Annotated in this window: 18 protein-coding genes; 5 read left to right on the top strand and 13 right to left on the bottom strand. The window is 65.5% G+C overall.

Annotated features, from left to right (window positions below; translation table 11 throughout):
• Positions 1–34 precede the first annotated feature (34 nt).
• The 13 genes from accD to ASD15_RS24675 form a co-directional block, all read right to left on the bottom strand.
• The gene (gene accD, locus ASD15_RS24730) at positions 35–907 is read right to left on the bottom strand and encodes an acetyl-CoA carboxylase, carboxyltransferase subunit beta (protein WP_056394440.1); all 873 of its coding nucleotides are present in this window, start codon (positions 905–907) and stop codon (positions 35–37) included.
• Between the two features lie 101 nt (positions 908–1,008).
• Positions 1,009–1,806: a tryptophan synthase subunit alpha gene (gene trpA, locus ASD15_RS24725; protein ID WP_057157690.1), complete on the bottom strand. Its 798-nt coding sequence runs from the start codon at positions 1,804–1,806 to the stop codon at positions 1,009–1,011.
• Between the two features lie 45 nt (positions 1,807–1,851).
• Complete coding sequence (gene trpB, locus ASD15_RS24720) at positions 1,852–3,087, bottom strand: tryptophan synthase subunit beta (RefSeq protein ID WP_057157689.1); 1,236 nt, start codon at positions 3,085–3,087, stop codon at positions 1,852–1,854.
• A complete protein-coding gene (locus ASD15_RS24715; RefSeq protein ID WP_057157688.1) occupies positions 3,068–3,763 on the bottom strand; it encodes a phosphoribosylanthranilate isomerase in 696 nt (231 codons plus the stop codon). Before ASD15_RS24715 ends, trpB begins: the two co-directional genes overlap by 20 nt.
• A 12-nt stretch (positions 3,764–3,775) precedes the next feature.
• Positions 3,776–4,618, bottom strand: a complete 843-nt coding sequence (truA, locus tag ASD15_RS24710) for a tRNA pseudouridine(38-40) synthase TruA (RefSeq protein ID WP_057157687.1) — start codon at positions 4,616–4,618, stop codon at positions 3,776–3,778.
• 78 nt (positions 4,619–4,696) lie between these two features.
• The gene (locus ASD15_RS24705) at positions 4,697–7,606 is read right to left on the bottom strand and encodes a FimV/HubP family polar landmark protein (RefSeq protein WP_229418322.1); all 2,910 of its coding nucleotides are present in this window, start codon (positions 7,604–7,606) and stop codon (positions 4,697–4,699) included.
• 254 nt (positions 7,607–7,860) lie between these two features.
• Positions 7,861–8,988, bottom strand: a complete 1,128-nt coding sequence (gene asd, locus ASD15_RS24700; RefSeq protein WP_057157686.1) for an aspartate-semialdehyde dehydrogenase — start codon at positions 8,986–8,988, stop codon at positions 7,861–7,863.
• A gap of 59 nt (positions 8,989–9,047) precedes the next feature.
• On the bottom strand, positions 9,048–10,121 hold the full coding sequence (gene leuB, locus ASD15_RS24695) for a 3-isopropylmalate dehydrogenase (RefSeq protein ID WP_057157685.1): 1,074 nt from the start codon (positions 10,119–10,121) through the stop codon (positions 9,048–9,050).
• A gap of 9 nt (positions 10,122–10,130) precedes the next feature.
• On the bottom strand, positions 10,131–10,778 hold the full coding sequence (gene leuD / locus ASD15_RS24690) for a 3-isopropylmalate dehydratase small subunit (protein ID WP_057157753.1): 648 nt from the start codon (positions 10,776–10,778) through the stop codon (positions 10,131–10,133).
• Between the two features lie 62 nt (positions 10,779–10,840).
• Entirely contained in the window at positions 10,841–10,975 is a 135-nt protein-coding gene (locus ASD15_RS33410; RefSeq protein WP_157201136.1) for an entericidin A/B family lipoprotein, read from the bottom strand.
• 32 nt (positions 10,976–11,007) lie between these two features.
• A complete protein-coding gene (leuC, locus tag ASD15_RS24685; RefSeq protein WP_057157684.1) occupies positions 11,008–12,411 on the bottom strand; it encodes a 3-isopropylmalate dehydratase large subunit in 1,404 nt (467 codons plus the stop codon).
• Positions 12,412–12,596: 185 nt separating this feature from the next.
• Complete coding sequence (locus ASD15_RS24680) at positions 12,597–14,489, bottom strand: chemotaxis protein CheA (protein WP_057157683.1); 1,893 nt, start codon at positions 14,487–14,489, stop codon at positions 12,597–12,599.
• Entirely contained in the window at positions 14,489–15,325 is an 837-nt protein-coding gene (locus ASD15_RS24675) for a protein phosphatase CheZ (RefSeq protein ID WP_057157682.1), read from the bottom strand. Before ASD15_RS24675 ends, ASD15_RS24680 begins: the two co-directional genes overlap by 1 nt.
• A 416-nt stretch (positions 15,326–15,741) precedes the next feature.
• Between ASD15_RS24675 and ASD15_RS24670 the strand changes: the two genes are divergently transcribed.
• From ASD15_RS24670 to ASD15_RS24650, 5 genes are all read left to right on the top strand, one after another.
• A complete protein-coding gene (locus ASD15_RS24670) occupies positions 15,742–16,209 on the top strand; it encodes a universal stress protein (RefSeq protein WP_057157681.1) in 468 nt (155 codons plus the stop codon).
• A gap of 67 nt (positions 16,210–16,276) precedes the next feature.
• Positions 16,277–16,921: a response regulator transcription factor gene (locus tag ASD15_RS24665; protein WP_057157680.1), complete on the top strand. Its 645-nt coding sequence runs from the start codon at positions 16,277–16,279 to the stop codon at positions 16,919–16,921.
• Between the two features lie 137 nt (positions 16,922–17,058).
• Positions 17,059–18,000, top strand: coding sequence for a Crp/Fnr family transcriptional regulator (locus tag ASD15_RS24660; protein ID WP_082552124.1), 942 nt, complete (start codon positions 17,059–17,061; stop codon positions 17,998–18,000).
• A 149-nt stretch (positions 18,001–18,149) separates the two neighbouring features.
• Positions 18,150–18,344 (top strand): hemin uptake protein HemP, encoded by a 195-nt coding sequence (gene hemP, locus ASD15_RS24655; RefSeq protein WP_057157679.1) that lies wholly within the window; start codon positions 18,150–18,152, stop codon positions 18,342–18,344.
• 92 nt (positions 18,345–18,436) lie between these two features.
• On the top strand, positions 18,437–18,772 hold the full coding sequence (locus tag ASD15_RS24650; RefSeq protein ID WP_057157678.1) for a hypothetical protein: 336 nt from the start codon (positions 18,437–18,439) through the stop codon (positions 18,770–18,772).
• The last annotated feature ends 6 nt before the right edge of the window (positions 18,773–18,778 follow it).

The raw sequence follows: 18,778 nt of genomic DNA, 5'->3' as shown, positions 1-18,778 counted from the left end.
GGGCGGGTCCGCTGGACCCTGCCCCGGGTGTTTCTTAGGCCAGTACTTCGACAGCCTGGCTTTGCAGCAGCGCCAGCAGGCGGGCGATTTCTTCGCGCATCTTGCGGCGGTCGACGATCATGTCGACGGCGCCCTTCTGCACCAGGAACTCGGCGCGCTGGAAGCCTTCTGGCAGCTTCTCGCGCACGGTGTTCTCGATCACGCGCGGGCCGGCAAAGCCGATCAGCGCTTTCGGCTCGGCGATCACCACGTCGCCCATGAAGGCGAAGGAGGCGGACACGCCGCCCATGGTCGGATCGGTCAGCACCGAGATGAACGGCAGCTTCTTCTCGGACAGCTTGGTCAGCATGGAAGTTGTTTTCGCCATCTGCATCAGCGACAGCAGGCCTTCCTGCATGCGCGCTCCGCCGGTGGCGGTGATGCAAATGAACGGCACTTTCTGTTCCAGGGCCACCTGGGCGCCGCGCGCAAAGCGCTCGCCGACCACGGAACCCATGGAGCCGCCCATGAATTCGAACTCGAAGCACGCCACCACGACCGGCAGGCTCATGATGGCGCCGCCCATGACGATCAGCGCATCGGTCTCGCCGGTCGCTTCCATGGCCTGCTTCAGGCGGTCAGGGTACTTTTTGCTGTCCTTGAACTTGAGCGTGTCGACCGGCAGCGTTTCCTGGCCGATTTCATAGCGGCCGCCCGCGTCCAGCAGGCCGTCCAGGCGCTCGCGGGCGCGGATGCGCATGTGGTGGTCGCACTTGGGGCACACGTGCAGGTTCGATTCCAGGTCGGTACGGTACAGAACGGCTTCGCACGACGGGCATTTCACCCACAGGCCTTCGGGCATGGTCTTGCGTGCGGCAGCTTCGGAACGCTGGATGCGCGGTGGCAGCAATTTTTCCAACCAGCTCATATATTTCTCCTAATGCACAATTCAGTGGCGGCAGTGTAGCCGTTTTAGCCGCCACTGTCGAACTTTACACCCGGACAACTTTGCGCACGATCGTGATATTTTCAGGCGTCCAGCGCCGTGCGGATGCCCGCAACGAAAGCTTGAACGGCAGCCGCCGCGCCGCCTTGCGGCGCGTTCTCGATCTCCTGGATCACGCGGCTGCCGATCACGACGGCGTCCGCCACCTCGGCCACGGCCCGGGCGGTGGCGCCGTCGCGGATACCGAAGCCGACCCCGATCGGCAGCTGCACATGCTTGCGGATGCCTTGCAGGCGCTCGGCCACTTCCACGGTGTCGATATTGCCGGCGCCGGTCACGCCTTTCAGCGACACATAGTAACTGAAGCCGCCACCCACCTTGGCCACCTGGGCGATGCGCTCCTCGGTCGAGGTGGGCGCCAGCAGGAAGATCAGGTCCAGGCCGGCCGCCCGCATCCGCGCGGCGAAGTCCTCGCATTCCTCGGGCGGATAGTCGACCACGATGGCGCCGTCCGCGCCTGCTTCCAGCGACTGCGCGATGAAGCTTTGCTGGCCGATGCGCTCGATCGGGTTGGCATAGCCCATCAGCACCACCGGCGTGGTCTGGTTGGTCAGGCGGAACTCGCGTACATAGTCGAAGCAGTCGCGGATGCCGACGCCGAACACCAGCGCGCGTTCGCAGGCGCGCTGGATCACCGGGCCTTCGGCCATGGGGTCGGAGAACGGCACGCCGAGCTCCAGGATGTCGGCGCCGCCGGCCACCAGGGCGTGCATCAGCGGCACGGTTTCATCCGGGCCGGGGTCGCCTGCGGTGATAAAGGTGACCAGGGCGGTTTTTTTCTGTTCTTTCAGGGCGGCGAAAGTGGATGCAATACGGGACATAGTTATTTCCTTATAAGTAGTGAGCGTGGACAAGGCGAGCCGGCATTAGCCGAACTTCAACCCCATGCGCTCCGCTACCGTATGCATGTCCTTGTCACCACGGCCCGACAGGTTGGCCAGCACGATCTTGTCCTTCGGCAGCGTGGCCGCCAGCTTGGCCGCGTAAGCCAGCGCGTGCGACGATTCCAGCGCCGGGATGATGCCTTCGATGTGGCAACAGTCGTGGAAGGCCTGCAGCGCTTCCTCGTCCGTGATCGACACGTACTGCGCGCGCCCGCTGTCCTTCAGGTAGGCGTGCTCCGGCCCCACGCCCGGATAGTCCAGCCCGGCCGACACGGAATGGGTCTCGATGATCTGGCCGTTCTGGTCCTGCAGCAGATAGGTGCGGTTGCCGTGCAACACACCCGGATAGCCCTTGGTCAGCGAGGCCGCGTGCTTGCCGCTGTCCAGCCCCTCGCCCGCCGCTTCCACGCCCACCAGCTGCACCTGCTGCTGGTCGATATACGGGTAGAAGATGCCCATGGCGTTGGAGCCGCCGCCGATGCAGGCCACCACGTAGTCCGGCTGGCGGCCGGTCATTTCCGGCATCTGCACCAGGCACTCTTCGCCGATCACCGACTGGAAGTCGCGCACCAGCATCGGGTACGGGTGCGGGCCGGCCACGGTGCCGATGATGTAGAAGGTGTTTTCAATGTTGGTGACCCAGTCGCGCATGGCTTCGTTGAGCGCGTCCTTCAGCGTCTTGGAGCCGGACTCCACCGGCACCACGGTGGCGCCCAGCAGCTTCATGCGGTACACGTTCTGGGCCTGGCGCTTGACATCCTCGCTGCCCATGTAGACCACGCATTCCAGCCCGAAACGGGCGCAGATGGTGGCCGTGGCCACGCCGTGCTGGCCGGCGCCGGTTTCGGCGATGATGCGCTGCTTGCCCATGCGGCGCGCCAGCAGCGCCTGCCCGATCACGTTGTTGATCTTGTGCGCACCGGTGTGGTTCAAGTCTTCGCGCTTGAAGTAGATCTGCGCGCCGCCGGCCTGCCCGGACCAGCGCTTGGCGTGGTAGATCGGCGATGGACGGCCGACGAAGTGCTTCAGCTCGTAGCGGAACTCGTCGAGGAAGATGGGATCTTTGCTGTAGTGCTCGTAGGCGGCGTTCAGCTCGGCCAGCGCAAAGGTCAGGGTTTCGGCCGCGAAGGCGCCGCCGTACGGGCCGAAATGGCCCTTGGCGTCCGGCAGATGGTAATCGTGGGCGTGAAACAGGGCGTTAGGAACTTGGTCTTTCATGGTGCGGATCTCTCTCAAAGGTGGCATCGGCCGCACGCACCGCGCGCACGAAGGCGGCGATCTGGTGGGCGTCTTTTATGCCCTTGGACGCTTCGACACCACTGCTGATGTCAACCGCGTAGGGGCGTAGCTGAGCCACCGCGCCAGTCGCGTTGAGTACGCTCAAGCCACCACTCAAAACGGCCCGATGCGCGAGATCTTTTGGAACGAGTGACCAATCGAAAACCTTTCCTGCGCCGCCGTAGGCATCCACCCAGGTATCGAGCAACAGGCCCGAAAACAGCCTGCTGGATGCGCGGCATTGTGTTTCGTATTCTAGCAAATCGTCCGGCGTAGTGTCGGGTTTGACGCGAAATACCCGCAAATAGGGGCGGTTTGCCAATTCGGCGGCGGCCGCGCACTGCCCGGCCGTCTCATCGCCGTGGAACTGCAGCAAGCCCACCGGGGCGATGCGCACCGCCTCGGCCACCTGCTCCGGCGTGGCGTTGACAAACAGGCCGGTGGCGGTGACGAAGGGCGGCAGGCCCGCGATCAGTTCGGCGGCGCGCTGCGGCGTGACATAGCGCGGGCTCTTGTCGTAGAACACGAAACCGGCGGCGTCGGCGCCGGCGGCGACCACGGCGGCCACGTCTTGCTCGCGGGTCAGGCCGCAAATCTTGATGCGGGTACGGTGCATGGGCTTATCCTTTTAGAACCACGGCAGCGGGCGCGCACGCTCTTGCGGCAGTTCCCACTTGGCGTCGTATTCGATGTCGGCCAGGTACAGGCCGTCGGGCATGAACGTGGGCGCGGCCTTGGAACGGTCCTTCAGCGCCAGCAGCCGGCCCAGCCATTCCGGTTCCTCGCGCCCGGCGCCGATGTAGACCAGCGAGCCCACCAGGTTGCGCACCATGTGGTGCAGGAAGGCGCTGGCGCGCAAGGTGAACACGATCAGGTCGCCATGCCGCTCGATGCGGATCTCGTGCATCTGCTTGACCGGCGTCTTGGCCTGGCAGTGCGCGGCGCGGAACGTGGTGAAGTCGTGTTCGCCGATCAGCGCGGGCACGGCGGCGCGCATGCGCTCCACGTCCAGCGGGCGGTGCGTGAACCCGGCGCGGCCGGCCAGCAGCGGCGAGCGCACCTGGTGGTTGTGCAGCAGGTAGTGGTAAGTGCGGGAACGCGCGCTGAAGCGGGCGTGGAAGTCCTGCGCGGTGTGCGGCGGCGGCGAGTCCGCCGCTGCGGCCGGGTCGTAGGGCACCACCTGGTGCAGTTCCTTGGCCCAGCGCACGCCGATGGAGTCCGGCAGGAAGGCGTTGATGCCGCGCACCCAGGCATGCATTTCGCGGTTCAGTTCGGTGTCGAAGTGCACCACCTGGCCCAGCGCATGGACCCCGGCGTCGGTGCGGCCGGCGCAGGTGGTGGCCAGCGGCACGGTGGCGAAGCGTTCGATCGCCTGCTCCAGCTGGTCCTGCACGGTGTTGCCGCAGGGTTGGGTCTGGTAGCCTTGCCAGGCCGTGCCGTCGTACTGGACTCCTAATGCGATGCGTTTCAATTGCTGCTCTGTATGTTGTGTGCCTCGCCGCATTATACCCGCCGAGGCAAGGGGCGGCTTGCCGCCCCCGCCGGCTGCCTAGCCCAGCAAGGCCCGCATGGAACTGGCGCGTGCCACCTGGTCGTCGCTGCCGCCGCGGATCACTTCGTCCAGCAGCTCGCGCGCGCCTTCCTTGTCGCCGATCTCCTGGTAGGCGATCGCCAGGTCCAGCTTGGTGTCCATTTCCATGTGCATGGCCGACATGTCGTCGTCGCCGGCCAGCGGGCTCTTGGTGGCGGCGCTGCCCAGCAGGTCCAGGTCGATGCCGGACAGGTCGAACTCCGGTGCGGCCGGAGCCGATGGCGCGGCAGCGGGCGCCGGGGTGGCGCTGGCGTCGGCCAGGCCGGGAATGTCGAAGTCGTCCATGGACAGTGCGCCGCCGGCAGCCGGGGCGGCCGTCGGCGCCGGGGCCGGCTCGTCCGGCAGCTTGAAGTCCATCATGTCCAGTTCGGCCAGCGGGTCGGCCGGCGCGCCAGGAGCCGTGACCGGCGCACCGGCGGAGGCTGGCAGGTCAAGGCCGAAGTCCATGCTGAAATCTGCCGCCTTGGCCTCGGCCGGCGGTGTGCCCGGGGCCGCCGCCGGGCTGTCCTGCGCCGGCCCCGCAGCCTTGGCTGGCGGGTCCAGGTCGAAGGCGAAGTCGAACGGCTCGGCGCTGTCGGCTGTCGGCTGCAGCGCCTCGGCCACGATGGCCGGCTCTTCCGCTGGCGCCGGCATTTCGATCGCCGGTGCCGCGGCAGGGACCGGCTCGAAGCTCAGGCCGCCCAGGTCGAAGTCCAGGAAATGGTCGGCGTCGGCGGCTGCGGCCACCGAGGCCGGCGTCGGCGCCGTGGTGGCGGCCGGCGCGTCGAAGGACGGCAGCGCGGTGGCGTCGCGGTCCAAGTCGAAGTCCATCAGATTCGATTCGGCAACCGGTTCCGGCACCGCCGTAGCCGGCGCGCCGGCGGCCGCGTCCAGGCTCAGATCCAGGTCCAGGCCGCTGAAATCGGCGGCGGACGGCGCTTGCGTGGCGGGTGCGGCCGCTGGCGGCTCGGCGAACATGCTGGCGAAGTCGTCCACGTCCGGCGCGCTGGCGGCCGCAGCGCCGGCAGCGGCTAAGCCTGTGGCCGCGCCTGCCACGGCCGCACCGGCGCCACCGGTGCCGGACGCATGCGCGTACAGCGGATTGAGCGGATCGATGCTCTGGCCCAGCGCCGCAGCCTGCTCCCATTCCTCGCCCTCGCCCTTGGTCATCGCATACAGCTCGCTGGCCTGCATTTCGAACGAGCGCGCGTCCTTGCGGTTGGCAAAGATCTCCATCAGCTTCAGACGCACCGGGTGGCGCTCGGGGTGGGTGCGCAGCGCCTCCTTCAGGATCTCCTCGGCCTGCGCGTCGCGGCCGTAGGCGATGTAGACGTCGGCCTCGGCCACCGGATCGACTTCATTGGTGTCGAGCTGGCTGGCCGACGGCGCGAAATTGGAGTTGAACACGCTGTTGTTGGTGTCCACGCTCTGGCCGCCGGTTTCGGCGATCAACGGCTGGGCCTGCGCGCCGGGGTCGCCCAGCACGCTGATTTCCGGCCTGCCCGGCGCGGCGGCCTGCTCCTGCTTGCGGCGGCGCGCCAGGATATAGCCGGCGCCAGCCAGCAAGGCAGCCAGCGCAATGCCGATGGCCTGGATATTTTCCATGAGGATATCCATCACGCCCGGCTCGGCAATCGGCGGCGGCGCCACCGGCGCTTTCGGCTTGGGCGCCGGCGCAGCGGGCGCGGCGGAGAGCGGGGCAGCTGCGGCAGGCGCAGGCTCCGTGGCGGCCGGCGCGGCGGCCGTCTGCTGCTTCTCGGCCATGGTCTTGCTCTTGACCGCCATCAGCTTTTCCAGGTCGGCGACGTTTTTCTCCAGTTCCTTGACGCGGGCGTTGGCCTCGGCCACCTGCTTTTCGCGGGCGATCTTGTCTTCCTCGCCCGCGGTCGCGGTCCTGCCTTCGGCCGGCGCGCCGGCAGCCTTGGACAGCTTGAGCTGGTCTTTCGATTCGGTGACGGCGGTCGGACGTTCTTCCACCTTGGCGGTGATCTTGCCGCCCGCGCTCTGGCTGGTTTCCGGGGCCTTGGCTGGCGTGCTGGCCGAGACCTGGCCGGCCAGCTTGGCGCGGTAGGCGTTGAAATCGGCCGCGTGGGCCACCACCACGCCGCGCGCTTCGCCCTGGTCGGCGCCGCCCTTGATGGCGTCCGAGTCCGGCACCGCCAGGATCTGGCCCGACTTCAGGCGGTTCATATTGTTGCCGACGAAGGCTTCCGGATTGGCGCGGTACAGCGCCACCAGCATCATGTCCAGCGAGACGTCGGCCGGCTTCAGGCGCGAGGCGATGCGGCCCAGCGTGTCGCCCGGCTTGACGCGGTATGCCTTGTCGCCATCGGCGGCCGGCTCGCGCGGCGCTGGCGCGGGGCGGGCCGCGGGCGCCGGCGCGGCGCCTGCCTGGGCCTGGTTCTGGGCGCGCGCCACTGCCGCCAGGGCGGCGGCCGACGGTGCGGCGGCGCGGCCCGGCACGTCGACCGGGGCGGCGACCTGCGCCGGCTGGGTGCTGCGCAGCTCGGCCGGGTCCAGCAGGAAGGTGTATTCGCGCACCAGGCGTCCGCCGGTCCAGCTCAGCTCGAGCAGCATGTCGACGAAAGGCTCGTTGACCGGCTGGGTGGAGCTGACGCGGATGAACTGGCGGCCATTGCGCTGGTCCACTTCGAAGCGCAGCGACAGCAGGGCCGGGTTGAATTCGATATTGGCAAGGCGGAAGGCATCCGCCGGGGCCAGCTTGGCGGCCAGGCCGGACGCTTCCTCCGGCGTGACGGCGGTCAGCTCGATCTCGGCGCGCAGCGGCTGGCCCAGCGACGACAGCACGGTCAGCTTGCCCAGCCCGGCTGCGTTGGCTGCCGGGGACAGCAGCACCGCACAGGCGACAGCGCCGGCGAGTGTTTTCAACGCGAACGTAACGGTCTTGGAGCGGCGATGTACATGCATAGTGTCGTGGGCGTGTGTGGTGAGCGGAAAAGTTGCTTTCCGAGATATACCAACATATCACCATGGGCAATAGCATGCAAGCTTTGCCGCCGCATCTGTCACCTCTGTGCTGAATTCATAGTTTGATGCCAAGAAAAAAGGGCGATTTCCCTATGAAATCGCCCTTTTGCACAGCCCGCGGAAAATTACCGCGGATGACTGGGGATTAGCGCGGATTACTTATCCAGCACGATGCGCAGCATGCGGCGCAGCGGCTCGGCCGCGCCCCACAGCAGCTGGTCGCCCACGGTGAAGGCGGACAGGTACTCGCCGCCCATGCTCATCTTGCGCACGCGGCCGACCGGGATGGTCAGGCTGCCGGTGACGGCGGCCGGCGACAAGTCGCGCACCGACGCTTCGCGCGTGTTCGGCACGAACTTCACCCACTGGTTGTCGCCGGCGATGATGTCGTTTACTTCATCGAGCGGCACGTCCTTCTTCAGCTTGATGGTCAGCGCTTGCGAGTGGCAGCGCATGGCGCCGATGCGCACGCACAGGCCATCGACCGGGATCGGGGCGCTGCCGAAGTCCAGGCCGCGGCCCAGGATCTTGTTGGTCTCGGCGCCGCCCTTCCACTCTTCCTTCGACTGGCCGTTGCCCAGGTCCTTGTCGATCCACGGGATCAGGTTGCCGGCCAGCGGCGCGCCGAACTGCTTGATCTCGTCGGCCGAATAGCCGTGCTGGGTGGCCAGCACCTGGCGGTCGATTTCCAGGATCGCCGAAGCCGGGTTGTCCAGCAGCGGACGCACGGCGGCGTTGATGGTGCCGAACTGGGTCAGCAGTTCGCGCATGTGCTGCGCGCCGCCGCCCGATGCCGCCTGGTAGGTCATCGAGGTCATCCATTCCACCAGGTCGTGCTTGAACAGGCCGCCCAGGCCCATCAGCATGCACGACACGGTGCAGTTGCCGCCCACGAAGTTCTTCACGCCCTTGGACATGGCGTCCTTGATGACGTTCAGGTTGACCGGGTCCAGCACGATGACGGCGTCCTTTTCCATGCGCAGCGTGGACGCGGCGTCGATCCAGTAGCCGTTCCAGCCGGCCGCGCGCAGTTTCGGGAACACTTCCGAGGTGTAGTCGCCGCCCTGGCAGGAGATGATGATCTCGCAGCGCTTCAGTTCGTCGATATTGGTGGCGTCCTTCAGCACGGTTTCATTCTTGGCCATCGCCGGCGCTTTGCCGCCGGTGTTGGAGGTGGTGAAAAACACCGGCTCGATGTGGGCGAAATCGCCCTCTTCCTGCATGCGCTGCATCAGGACCGAACCGACCATGCCGCGCCAACCTACCAGACCTACGAGTTTCATTTTGCTATCCCTTGAATATTTGAACCGGGGGTCAGACCCGACGGGCCGCCCCCAGGCTGTTAGTTTGCCAGCGCTGCCACGACGGCATCGCCCATTTGTTCCGTGCCGACCTTCGTGGTGCCAGCTTCATAGATGTCCACGGTGCGCAAGCCTTGCGACAGCACTTTCTTGACGGCGTTCTCGATGCGCTCGGCCTGCTCGGCGCGGTTCAGCGAGAAGCGCAGCATCATGGCTGCGGACAGGATGGTCGCCAGCGGATTGGCGATGCCTTTGCCTGCGATGTCCGGCGCGGAACCATGCGACGGCTCGTACAGGCCCTTGTTGTTGGCGTCCAGCGAAGCCGACGGCAGCATGCCGATCGAACCGGTCAGCATGGCCGCCGCGTCCGACAGGATGTCGCCGAACATATTGCCGGTGACGATGACGTCGAATTTCTTCGGCGCGCGCACCAGCTGCATGGCGGCGTTGTCGACGTACATGTGCTCCAGCGCCACGTCCGGATACTCCTTGTGGACGTCGATGACGATGTCTTTCCAGAACTGGAAGGTTTCCAGCACATTGGCCTTGTCCACGCTGGTCAGGCGCTTGTCGCGCTTTTGCGCGGCCTGGAAGGCCACGTGGGCGATGCGGCGGATTTCGCCTTCGGCGTAGCGCATGGTGTCGTAGCCTTCGCGCTGGCCCTTGAACGGGCCGTCCGGGCACTCGCGCACGCCGCGCGGCTGGCCGAAGTAGATGTCCCCGGTCAGTTCGCGGATGATCAGGATGTCCAGGCCGGACACCACTTCAGGCTTGAGCGTGGAGGCGCCGGCCAGTTCCGGGTAGAGGATGGCCGGACGCAGGTTGGCGAACAGGCCCAGGTTCTTGCGCAGGCCGAGGATGGCCTGCTCCGGGCGCAGCGCGCGTTCCAGGCCGTCGTACTGGTAGTCGCCGACGGCACCGAACAGCACCGCGTCGGCCGCCTTGGCCAGCGCCAGCGTGCCTTCGGGCAGCGGGTGGCCGTGCGCGGCGTAACCTGCACCGCCTACCGGCGCGGTTTCCAGTTCGAATTTCTCGTCCAGCACATTCAGTACCTTGACTGCCTGCGCCACGATTTCCGGGCCGATGCCGTCGCCCGGGAGGATTGCAATTTTCATGGTGGGTTCTTAAATGACGTTGGCCAGCCAGGGCTGGTTCGCCAGATGACGCTCTTCGAAGGCGCGGATGTCGTCTGCGTGGCGCAGCGTCAGGCCGATATCGTCAAGCCCGTTCATCAGGCAGTATTTGCGGAAGGCGTCGATCTCGAAGGGATAGGAGACGCTGCCATTACTCGTTGAAATACGCTGCTGCTCAAGATCCACCACCAGACGGTAACCGGGGAAGGCCTTGACTTCATTGAACAGATGATCGATCTGTTGCTCGCTCAATACGATAGGCAGCAAGCCGCTTTTGTAGCTATTGTTGAAAAAGATGTCGGCGAAGCTGGGCGCGAGGATGGCGCGGAAGCCGTACTGGTCCAGCGCCCACGGCGCGTGTTCGCGCGAGGAGCCGCAGCCGAAGTTCTTGCGCGCCAGCAGGATGGAGGCGCCCTGGTAGCGCGGCTGGTTCAGCACGAAGTCCGGGTTCAGCGGGCGCTTGCTGTTGTCCATGCCGGGTTCGCCGTGGTCCAGGTAGCGCCACTCGTCGAACAGGTTGGGGCCGAAGCCGGTACGGTGGATGGACTTCAGGAATTGCTTCGGGATGATGGCGTCGGTGTCGACGTTGGCACGGTCAAGCGGGGCCACCAGTCCTTCGTAGATCGTAAATTTTTCCATGGTGTTTTTCTGCGATGTGCAGGCCGGCGCAGGATGGGACGCTGCGGCCGGATGCATTGCTATTATTTCCCGCCGGCGCCGGTCACGACCTGGCCGACCTTTTGTACGTCCCTGCCGATGCCGGAAATGGTGTTGCAGCCGGTCAGGACGATGGTGGCGACGATGGCTGCAGCGGCCAGGGCGGATAGCGTTTTCATGGGGGACTCTCGTATTCTAAAAATTAATCAAATCAGTGTACTTTGCGCACGTCGACGAAGTGGCCGGCGATGCCGGCTGCCGCTGCCATGGCCGGCGACACCAGGTGGGTGCGTCCGCCCTGGCCCTGGCGGCCTTCGAAGTTGCGGTTCGAGGTCGAAGCGCAGCGCTCTCCCGGTTCCAGGCGGTCGGCGTTCATGGCCAGGCACATCGAGCAGCCCGGCTCGCGCCATTCAAAGCCGGCGTCGCGGAAAATGGCATCCAGCCCTTCGCGCTCGGCCTGCTCCTTGACCAGGCCGGAGCCCGGCACCACCAGCGCCAGCTTGACGTTGGAGGCGCGCTGCTTGCCGCGCACCACGGCGGCGGCCGCGCGCAAATCCTCGATGCGGGAATTGGTGCAGGAGCCGATGAAGACCTTGTCGATGCGGATGTCCTCGATGGCCGTGTTGGGCTTGAGGTTCATGTACACCAGGGCTTTTTCCATGGCGTCGCGCTTGACGGCGTCTTTTTCCAGGTCCGGGTCCGGCACACGGCCGTCGATCGAGACCACCTGCTCGGGCGAAGTGCCCCAGGTCACCTGCGGCTTGATCTCGGCGGCGTTGAGCGTGACCACCAGATCGAATTTCGCGCCGGCGTCCGAGTGCAGCGTGCGCCAGTATGCCACCGCGCGGTCCCAGTGCGGTCCGGCGGGCGAGAACGGGCGGCCCTTGACGTAGTTGATGGTGGTGTCGTCGACGGCGACCATGCCGGCGCGCGCGCCGGCCTCGATCGCCATATTACAGACCGTCATGCGCCCTTCCATCGACAGCGCACGGATGGTCGAGCCGCCGAACTCGATGGCGTAGCCGTTGCCGCCGGCGGTGCCGATCTTGCCGATAATGGCCAGCACGATGTCCTTGGAGGTCACGCCGGCCGGCAGCGCGCCGTCCACCTGCACCAGCATGGCTTTCGATTTCTTCTGCAGCAGGGTCTGGGTGGCCAGCACGTGCTCCACTTCCGAGGTGCCGATGCCGTGCGCCAGCGCGCCGAAGGCGCCGTGGGTGGAGGTGTGCGAGTCGCCGCAGACCACCGTCATGCCCGGCAGGGTGGCGCCCTGCTCCGGCCCGATCACGTGCACGATGCCCTGGCGCTTGTCGTTCATGTTGAAGTAGGTCATGCCGACCGACTTGGTGTTGGCGTCCAGGGTTTCGACCTGCAGGCGCGAGGTCGGATCTTCGATGCCGTGCGAACGGTCGGTGGTCGGCACGTTATGGTCGGCCACGGCAAGGTTGGCCGAAATGCGCCACGGCTGGCGGCCGGCGGCGCGCAGGCCGTCGAAGGCCTGCGGGCTGGTCACTTCGTGCACCAGGTGGCGGTCGATATAAAGAATGGACGTACCGTCGTCTTCGGTGCGCACCACATGGGATTCCCAGAGTTTGTCGTAAAGCGTCTTCATGATTGCTGCTACTGCCCGTGTGAGAATTTCACTTTGATTATGCCATATTTGTGCAATGCAAAACCAAGCCCGTCTGTCCGCCTCGTGAGCCGATGCGGCTTAGGGTTCCGATCCACCTTTATGACGCCCTTTGAAAAAAAAGCCTGCGGATCTCGCAGGCTTTTGTGTTTTCTTGCTGCCGGCGGGTTTTAAGCCGCCATGCGTACACTACCCCTGCATCCGTCCATCAGGAACGATAGGCCCACCACTAGCACCAGTTCGCCCTCGGCGGAACGCGCAGTGCCGGTAATGCCTTCGACCGAAATCGCCGTCATCGGTTTAATGACCAGGTCGGCCGTGCCGTCGACCGCTTCCACCGCCAGGATGTATGGCTGCGGCGCGTTGACCACGATGCCCACCCGTTCCGAGGCGGGCGCGTAGCCCAGCGCGCCGGCCAGCGTGCGCACCGGCAGCGGACGGCCCTGGTCCTTGAGCACCGGCGCCCCGCCCACTTCCATGAACTCTTCCGGCAGTTCGACCACGCGCTGCACCACGGCCATCGGCAGCGCCAGCAGCGCGCCCGAGGTCGACACCAGCATGGTCGGCACGATCGACAGCTCGATCGGCAGGCGGATGGCGAACTTGGTGCCCTTGCCCAGCGTCGAGTCGATGTGGATGGCGCCGCGATTCTTTTCCACGGCGGTTTTCACCACGTCCATGCCCACGCCGCGGCCAGACACGCTGGAGGCCACTTCCTTGGTCGAAAAGCCTGGCAGGAACACCAGCTGATACGATTCGTCGTCCGTCATGTTAGCAGATGGCGAGATCAAGCCCTTTTCCGCCGCTTTTTTGCGCAGCGCGATCGGGTCCATGCCCTTGCCGTCGTCCTGCAGCACGATCATGACGCTGTTGGCTTCCTGCCATGCTTTCAGCGAGATATAGGCCTTGGCCGGCTTGCCGGCGGCGACCCGCACGTCGGGCGATTCCACGCCATGGTCGAGCGCGTTGCGCAGCATGTGCACCAGCGGATCGTACAGGCTGTCGACCACCACGCGGTCGACTTCGGTCTCCGCGCCTTCGATGGTCAGTTCGACTTCCTTGCCCAGGTCTTTCGCCAGCTCGCGCACCAGGCGCGGGAATTTCTGGAACAAACGGCCCACCGGCTGCATGCGGGTAGCCAGCGTGGCGCGCTGCAGTTCGCTCGAGTAGCGCGAGGCGCGTTCCAGCGTTTCGGTCAGCGCCGACATCAGGCTGGCGGCCTGGCCTTCGAATTTGAATTGCTGCAGGCGCTCCAGCAGCACGGCGGCCTGGTTGGCAGCCTGCACCGACTCGCCCGCCACTTCCAGCAGCGCATCCAGCTTGACCGCGTCGATGCGGATGCTCTCTTCCTTGGCCGGCGCGGCGTGCACCTTGTCGTCGCGCTCCGGCCGGGCGCGCGGGGCGGCGGCAGGCGCATCGGCATGCACTTCGGCCAGCGCCGCGGGCGGGGTGCCGCCGGCAGCGACGATGGCCGCGGCCACGCCTTCGGATACGGCCGGGGCCGGCGCGGCAGCCGGTGCGCTGCGCGCGTACGTGCCTTCCGGCACCACGGCGATATACATGCCTTCCCAGTCCAGGCCGTCGGCCGAGGCGGCGCCGGCCGGTGCGGCGGCAGGGACGGCGGCGGGGGCGGCGGCAGGCGCGGCAGGGGCAGCGGCAGGTTTGGCCGGTGCAGCGGCCTTGCCTTCGATGGCGTCCTTCAGGATCGCTTCCAGTTCGGCCGGCATGGCCGGCAGGTCTTCCGCCGCGCCGCCGTTGTTCAGTTCGGTAAGCTGGTCGGCCACGAAGCCGGACGCCATCAGCGCCGCCTCGATGGCGATCGGCGTCACCGGCGCGGCGCCGGTGCGCAGCGCGTCGAACAGGTTTTCCGTCAGGTGGCAGGCCGACACCAGCGCGCCCAGGCTCATGAAGCCGGCCCCGCCCTTGATGGTGTGGAAGGCACGGAACACCGCGTTCAGCGTTTCCTTGTTTTCCGGATCGCGTTCGAGGCGCAGCAGGTTCTCTTCAACATTTACAGCCAGGTCCATCGCCTCGACGACGAACTCCTTGAGCATATCGTCCATTAGAATCCCAGATCGGCAAGCAGATCATCGACACTGTCCTGGTTCAGCGCCACCGCCGGTGCGGATGGGCCGGACATCAGCGACACCTCTTTCTGCGCAATCTTCTCGCGCACTTCGGTCGGGGCGTTGTCTTTCAACAGCTGCGCCAGTTCGGCTTCGACCGTCTTGGTGATGCCCACCACTTTCTTGATGAGCTGGCCGGTGATGTCCTGGAAGTCCTGCGCCATCATGATTTCCAGCAGGCGGGCTTTTTCCGCCTCGGTGGCGGCCGACACGGCTTGCGCGAAGGCGCGCGAATCGCCCGCCAGGGTCTTGAATTCGTCCAGGCTGAGCTTGCCGGCGAACAGCGCGGCCCAGCGGTCTTCCATTTCCTTGGACTGCTTGGACAGCACGTCCTGCGCCGGCATGCCGTCGTCCAGCGTGTTGAGCACCTTGTTGGCGGCCTGTTCAGTCAGCGTGGCGACATACTCCAGGCGGTCCTGGGCGTCGCCGATCTGGGCCGACGCCTCGGTCAGCGCCTTGTCGTAGCCCAATTCGCGCAGCGAGTCGTGCAGCAGGCGCACAATGCCGCCCAGGCGTTCAAACATCGGGTTGTCGCCATGGTCGACGGCGGCGTGCTCGGCGGCCGGCGCGGCAGCGGCGGGCGCGGCCGGCGCGGCCGCTACGGCGGCCGGAGCCGGGCGGGCTGCGGAGACTTCGTCGAACAGGCTCTCCAGGTCATCCTCGGCGGAGGCGGCAGGAGCAGCGGAAGGGGCGGGGGCGGGTGCCGGTTCTGTGGCGCGTTGCGCGGACACTTCATCAAATAGTGCGTCGAAATCATCAGCGGCGTTGGTCATATCCCTGCTTCTCCATAATTTGTCAAATTGCTGCTTGCTGCGCACCGCGGCATCCGTTGTGATGACGCCCGGCAATATTCAAACCGCTTACGCGAGTGTAGCAGGGCGCCGCCCGGTTGTTCAATCACCGGCTAGGCAAAGGCGGGCGCCCTGCCCTGCGGCATGGCGAAAACGAAGTTTAGTGTTGTATTTGGAGATACTAACATCGCCAGGCCATGCACGGATATGCCCCAGAGGAACAAAAACCACCCAGCAATGAAAAAAAGCCGTCCAGGACAGCATGCCGCTTTTGCGGAATCTCCACATATTCCTTGATAAATATCAAGTCTTTCCTTCCTAACAATGGACGGAATCGCGGCTACAATGAAGTATGGGCACCGTGTAGCGAAGCGGATTTCACAGAAAAGGAGCTGCATATGTACCGCAAAATCCTGATAACCACCGATGGCTCGGCTGTTTCCAAAATGACGGCCTGTGCCGGCGTGTCGTTCGCCCAGCAAATGGGAGCCGAAGTGCTGGCGCTGTTCGTGGCGCCGGAGTACCAGTACCCGATTTATGTGGAAATCATTCCGCCCAGCTACCCCAGCGAAGAGGAATACCGCGCCGCCATGCAGCGCGCCGGCGCCGAGCACGTGCTGCCCATCCTGGACGCGTGCCGCAAGAAAGGCCTGGAATGCCAGGGCATGACGGCGTTCGCCGAAAGCACGGCGCTGAAAATCGTCGACGTGGCGGCCCAGCAAGGCTGCGACCTGATCTTCATGGGCTCGCACGGCCGCAGCGGCTGGGGCCAGCTGCTGCTCGGCAGCGTCACCAACAAGGTCCTGTCGCACTCCAAGCTGCCGGTGCTGGTGCACCGCCTGCTCAAAGAGCCGCTGCCAGACTAAACGACAGCGGGCGGCGCGCGCCGCCGCCCCTGTTATCCATCCCCCCGCAACAACACCACTGCAATCCATGATTAGAATTGTCATTGCCGACGACCATACCATTATGCGCGAAGGCCTCAAGCGCATCCTCGACGGAGCTCCCGACATCGACATCGTAGGCGAAGCCGTCGACGGCTTCGACGTACTGAACCATATCCGCCAGGGCGGCTTCGACCTGCTGCTGCTGGATTTGTCGATGCCGGGCCGCAGCGGGGTCGAGCTGATCCGCCAGATCAAGAGCGAAGCGCCCAAGCTGGCCGTCCTCATTCTGACCATGCACGAAGAAGAACAATACGCGGTGCGCGCCATCCGCGCCGGCGCGCAGGGCTACCTGACCAAGGAGAGCGCCGGCACCCAGCTGGTGGGCGCGATCCGGCGCGTGGCCGCCGGCCGGCCCTACATCAGCACCGAAGTGGCCGAGCAGCTGGCCCTGAACATCATGATGCCGAACGAGAGCCTGTTGCATAAACAGCTGTCGGACCGCGAGTTTGAGGTTTTTTCGCTACTGGTGGCAGGCAAGTCGATCACGGAAATCGCCAATGGCTTGCATTTGAGTGTAAAGACCGTCAGCACCCACAAAACCCGCATCATGCAGAAGATGGGCATGAACTCCCTCTCGGAGATGGTGCAGTACGCGGTGGCCCACCGGCTACTCTCCCCTTTCAAATCGTAGGAGTTTTCCTACGGCTGGGCGCATCCTCCTACGCCCACAATCAGCCTCGGCTGATATCTATGGCAAGACCATGTTGGCATACTGAAATCACACATCAGAAGTTGCCAGATGATCATAACTGCTACAGGGAGAAAAGCATGCAGTCTACGCAAATCACCGAGTTCCGCCCCGGTGCGCCGGCGGTGCCACCGTCCGGCCTGGAAGCCGGGCGCCAGCGCCAAGGCCGGTTGTGGTCGAATCTGAAGGAAGTCTGCGAACTGCTGCACATCCCTCCAGTCAACCTCGCCCATTCCGAAGAACTGCTGTTCCAACACGTGCAATTCAAGACCGGCCAGCGCATCCACACCATCGGCCAACCCTTCGACATGCTGTACATCGTCAACTCCGGTTTTCTGAAAACCGTGCTGATCGACGAGTTCGGCAACGAGCAGGTGCTGAGCTTCCCGATGAAGGGCGACATGATGGGCGTGGACGGCATCCACACCCGCCACTATTCGTCCGAGGCGGTGGCGCTGTCGGACTGCGACCTGATCCTGCTGCCGTTCCGCAAGCTGGCCGCGCTGGGCCGGGTCCACATCGAGTTGGAAAACATGATGTACGGCGTGATGAGCCGGGAACTGGTGCGCGAACAAGCCATGATAGGCATGCTGGGCGCGCTCAGCGCCGAGGCCCGCGTGGCGCGCTTCCTGGTGGCACTGTCGGACCGCTTCGCGCAAATGGGCTACTCCAGCAAACTGTTCAACCTGCGCATGACGCGCCACGAAATCGGCAGCTACCTGGGGCTGACCCTGGAAACGGTCAGCCGCACGCTGTCGGCCTTCAATGAAGTGGGCCTGATCAGCGTCGACCAGCGCACCATCGGCATCAAGGATCCGGACGCGCTGAAAAACCTGCGCCGCCTGCCGCCATCGCGCGCCCGCGGCCGCCAGCCCGGCGCCGGGCGCGCCAAGCCGGCCGCCGCTACCGCGGCGGCCGGCGCTGCCGCCGCGCTGGTCGCACCCATCGCCGGGCCTGTCACCGCGCCCGCCGCCCCGGTCCAAGCCGCGCCGGCCAGCCAGGCGCTGTACGCCGCAGTCTGACGATTTTTCGCAGGAAATACCCCAGCTTGGCCCGCCTCCCGGCGGGCCTTTTTTCTTGTCCGCACTCCGCGCAAATTGTTCTTGCAAATAAAGCAGCCTTGAACAATAATGCAAATGCGAATCGTTCTCATTTAATGGAGTGTACCAATATGCATGCTGACAAAACCACGCTGGCTCCGGCCGGCACCGCCATCCCCGCTCCAGTCCGCAGCCCCGCGCCCGCCGTCCGCCGCCTCACCAGCGCCGGCCTGATGCAGGATCAGCGCGAAGTGGAAATCGAACACGGCAACAAAGTCTACCGCCTGCGCATCACCCAGCTCGGCAAGCTCATCCTGACTGCCTGAGCGCTCCGGCGCCGGGCCCGACACCGCCCTACCATCCCGCCAGCCATCCGCACCGCGGTAGCCAGCCACCCTGACCTTGCGAGGAGTGCCTGATGGCCATCATCGACCGTACCGACCCTATCTTCCTGACCACCAACCAGAGCGGCCAGCGCCCGGAGCTGATGCTGTCTGCGGTGCTGCACCTGATGTCGCACTACACGGCCAACGCCGGGGAAAGCGGCGCCTGCCTGAAACTGGCGTCCGTCATCGAGCGCCACCTGAAGGCGCTGGCCAGCCTGCCGGAACTGGCGCCGGTGCTGAGCGCCACCTGCCAGCAGTTGTCCGAGCAATGGGCCGGGGTGGTCGAGCGGTCCATGCCGGCGCGCGAAAAGCACAACTTCCTGGAGCGGCTGATGGCCCGCTCGCGCTCCGGCGAACCGGCGGCGTGAGGCGGC

Source organism: Massilia sp. Root351 (assembly GCF_001425045.1).
Lineage (GTDB): Bacteria > Pseudomonadota > Gammaproteobacteria > Burkholderiales > Burkholderiaceae_D > Rugamonas.
The sequence above is the reverse complement of the archived record's forward strand: the minus strand, read 5'-3'. Positions and strand labels throughout refer to the sequence as shown.

What these genes read in the sequence shown, in the direction of transcription:
- accD (WP_056394440.1), bottom strand. Translation starts at nt 907, where the DNA reads ATGAGCTGGTTGGAAAAATTGCTGCCACCGCGCATCCAGCGTTCCGAA.
- trpA (WP_057157690.1), bottom strand. Translation starts at nt 1,806, where the DNA reads ATGTCCCGTATTGCATCCACTTTCGCCGCCCTGAAAGAACAGAAAAAA.
- trpB (WP_057157689.1), bottom strand. Translation starts at nt 3,087, where the DNA reads ATGAAAGACCAAGTTCCTAACGCCCTGTTTCACGCCCACGATTACCAT.
- ASD15_RS24715 (WP_057157688.1), bottom strand. Translation starts at nt 3,763, where the DNA reads ATGCACCGTACCCGCATCAAGATTTGCGGCCTGACCCGCGAGCAAGAC.
- asd (WP_057157686.1), bottom strand. Translation starts at nt 8,988, where the DNA reads ATGAAACTCGTAGGTCTGGTAGGTTGGCGCGGCATGGTCGGTTCGGTC.
- leuB (WP_057157685.1), bottom strand. Translation starts at nt 10,121, where the DNA reads ATGAAAATTGCAATCCTCCCGGGCGACGGCATCGGCCCGGAAATCGTG.
- leuD (WP_057157753.1), bottom strand. Translation starts at nt 10,778, where the DNA reads ATGGAAAAATTTACGATCTACGAAGGACTGGTGGCCCCGCTTGACCGT.
- ASD15_RS33410 (WP_157201136.1), bottom strand. Translation starts at nt 10,975, where the DNA reads ATGAAAACGCTATCCGCCCTGGCCGCTGCAGCCATCGTCGCCACCATC.
- ASD15_RS24680 (WP_057157683.1), bottom strand. Translation starts at nt 14,489, where the DNA reads ATGGACGATATGCTCAAGGAGTTCGTCGTCGAGGCGATGGACCTGGCT.
- ASD15_RS24675 (WP_057157682.1), bottom strand. Translation starts at nt 15,325, where the DNA reads ATGACCAACGCCGCTGATGATTTCGACGCACTATTTGATGAAGTGTCC.
- ASD15_RS24670 (WP_057157681.1), top strand. Translation starts at nt 15,742, where the DNA reads ATGTACCGCAAAATCCTGATAACCACCGATGGCTCGGCTGTTTCCAAA.
- ASD15_RS24665 (WP_057157680.1), top strand. Translation starts at nt 16,277, where the DNA reads ATGATTAGAATTGTCATTGCCGACGACCATACCATTATGCGCGAAGGC.
- ASD15_RS24660 (WP_082552124.1), top strand. Translation starts at nt 17,059, where the DNA reads ATGCAGTCTACGCAAATCACCGAGTTCCGCCCCGGTGCGCCGGCGGTG.
- hemP (WP_057157679.1), top strand. Translation starts at nt 18,150, where the DNA reads ATGCATGCTGACAAAACCACGCTGGCTCCGGCCGGCACCGCCATCCCC.
- ASD15_RS24650 (WP_057157678.1), top strand. Translation starts at nt 18,437, where the DNA reads ATGGCCATCATCGACCGTACCGACCCTATCTTCCTGACCACCAACCAG.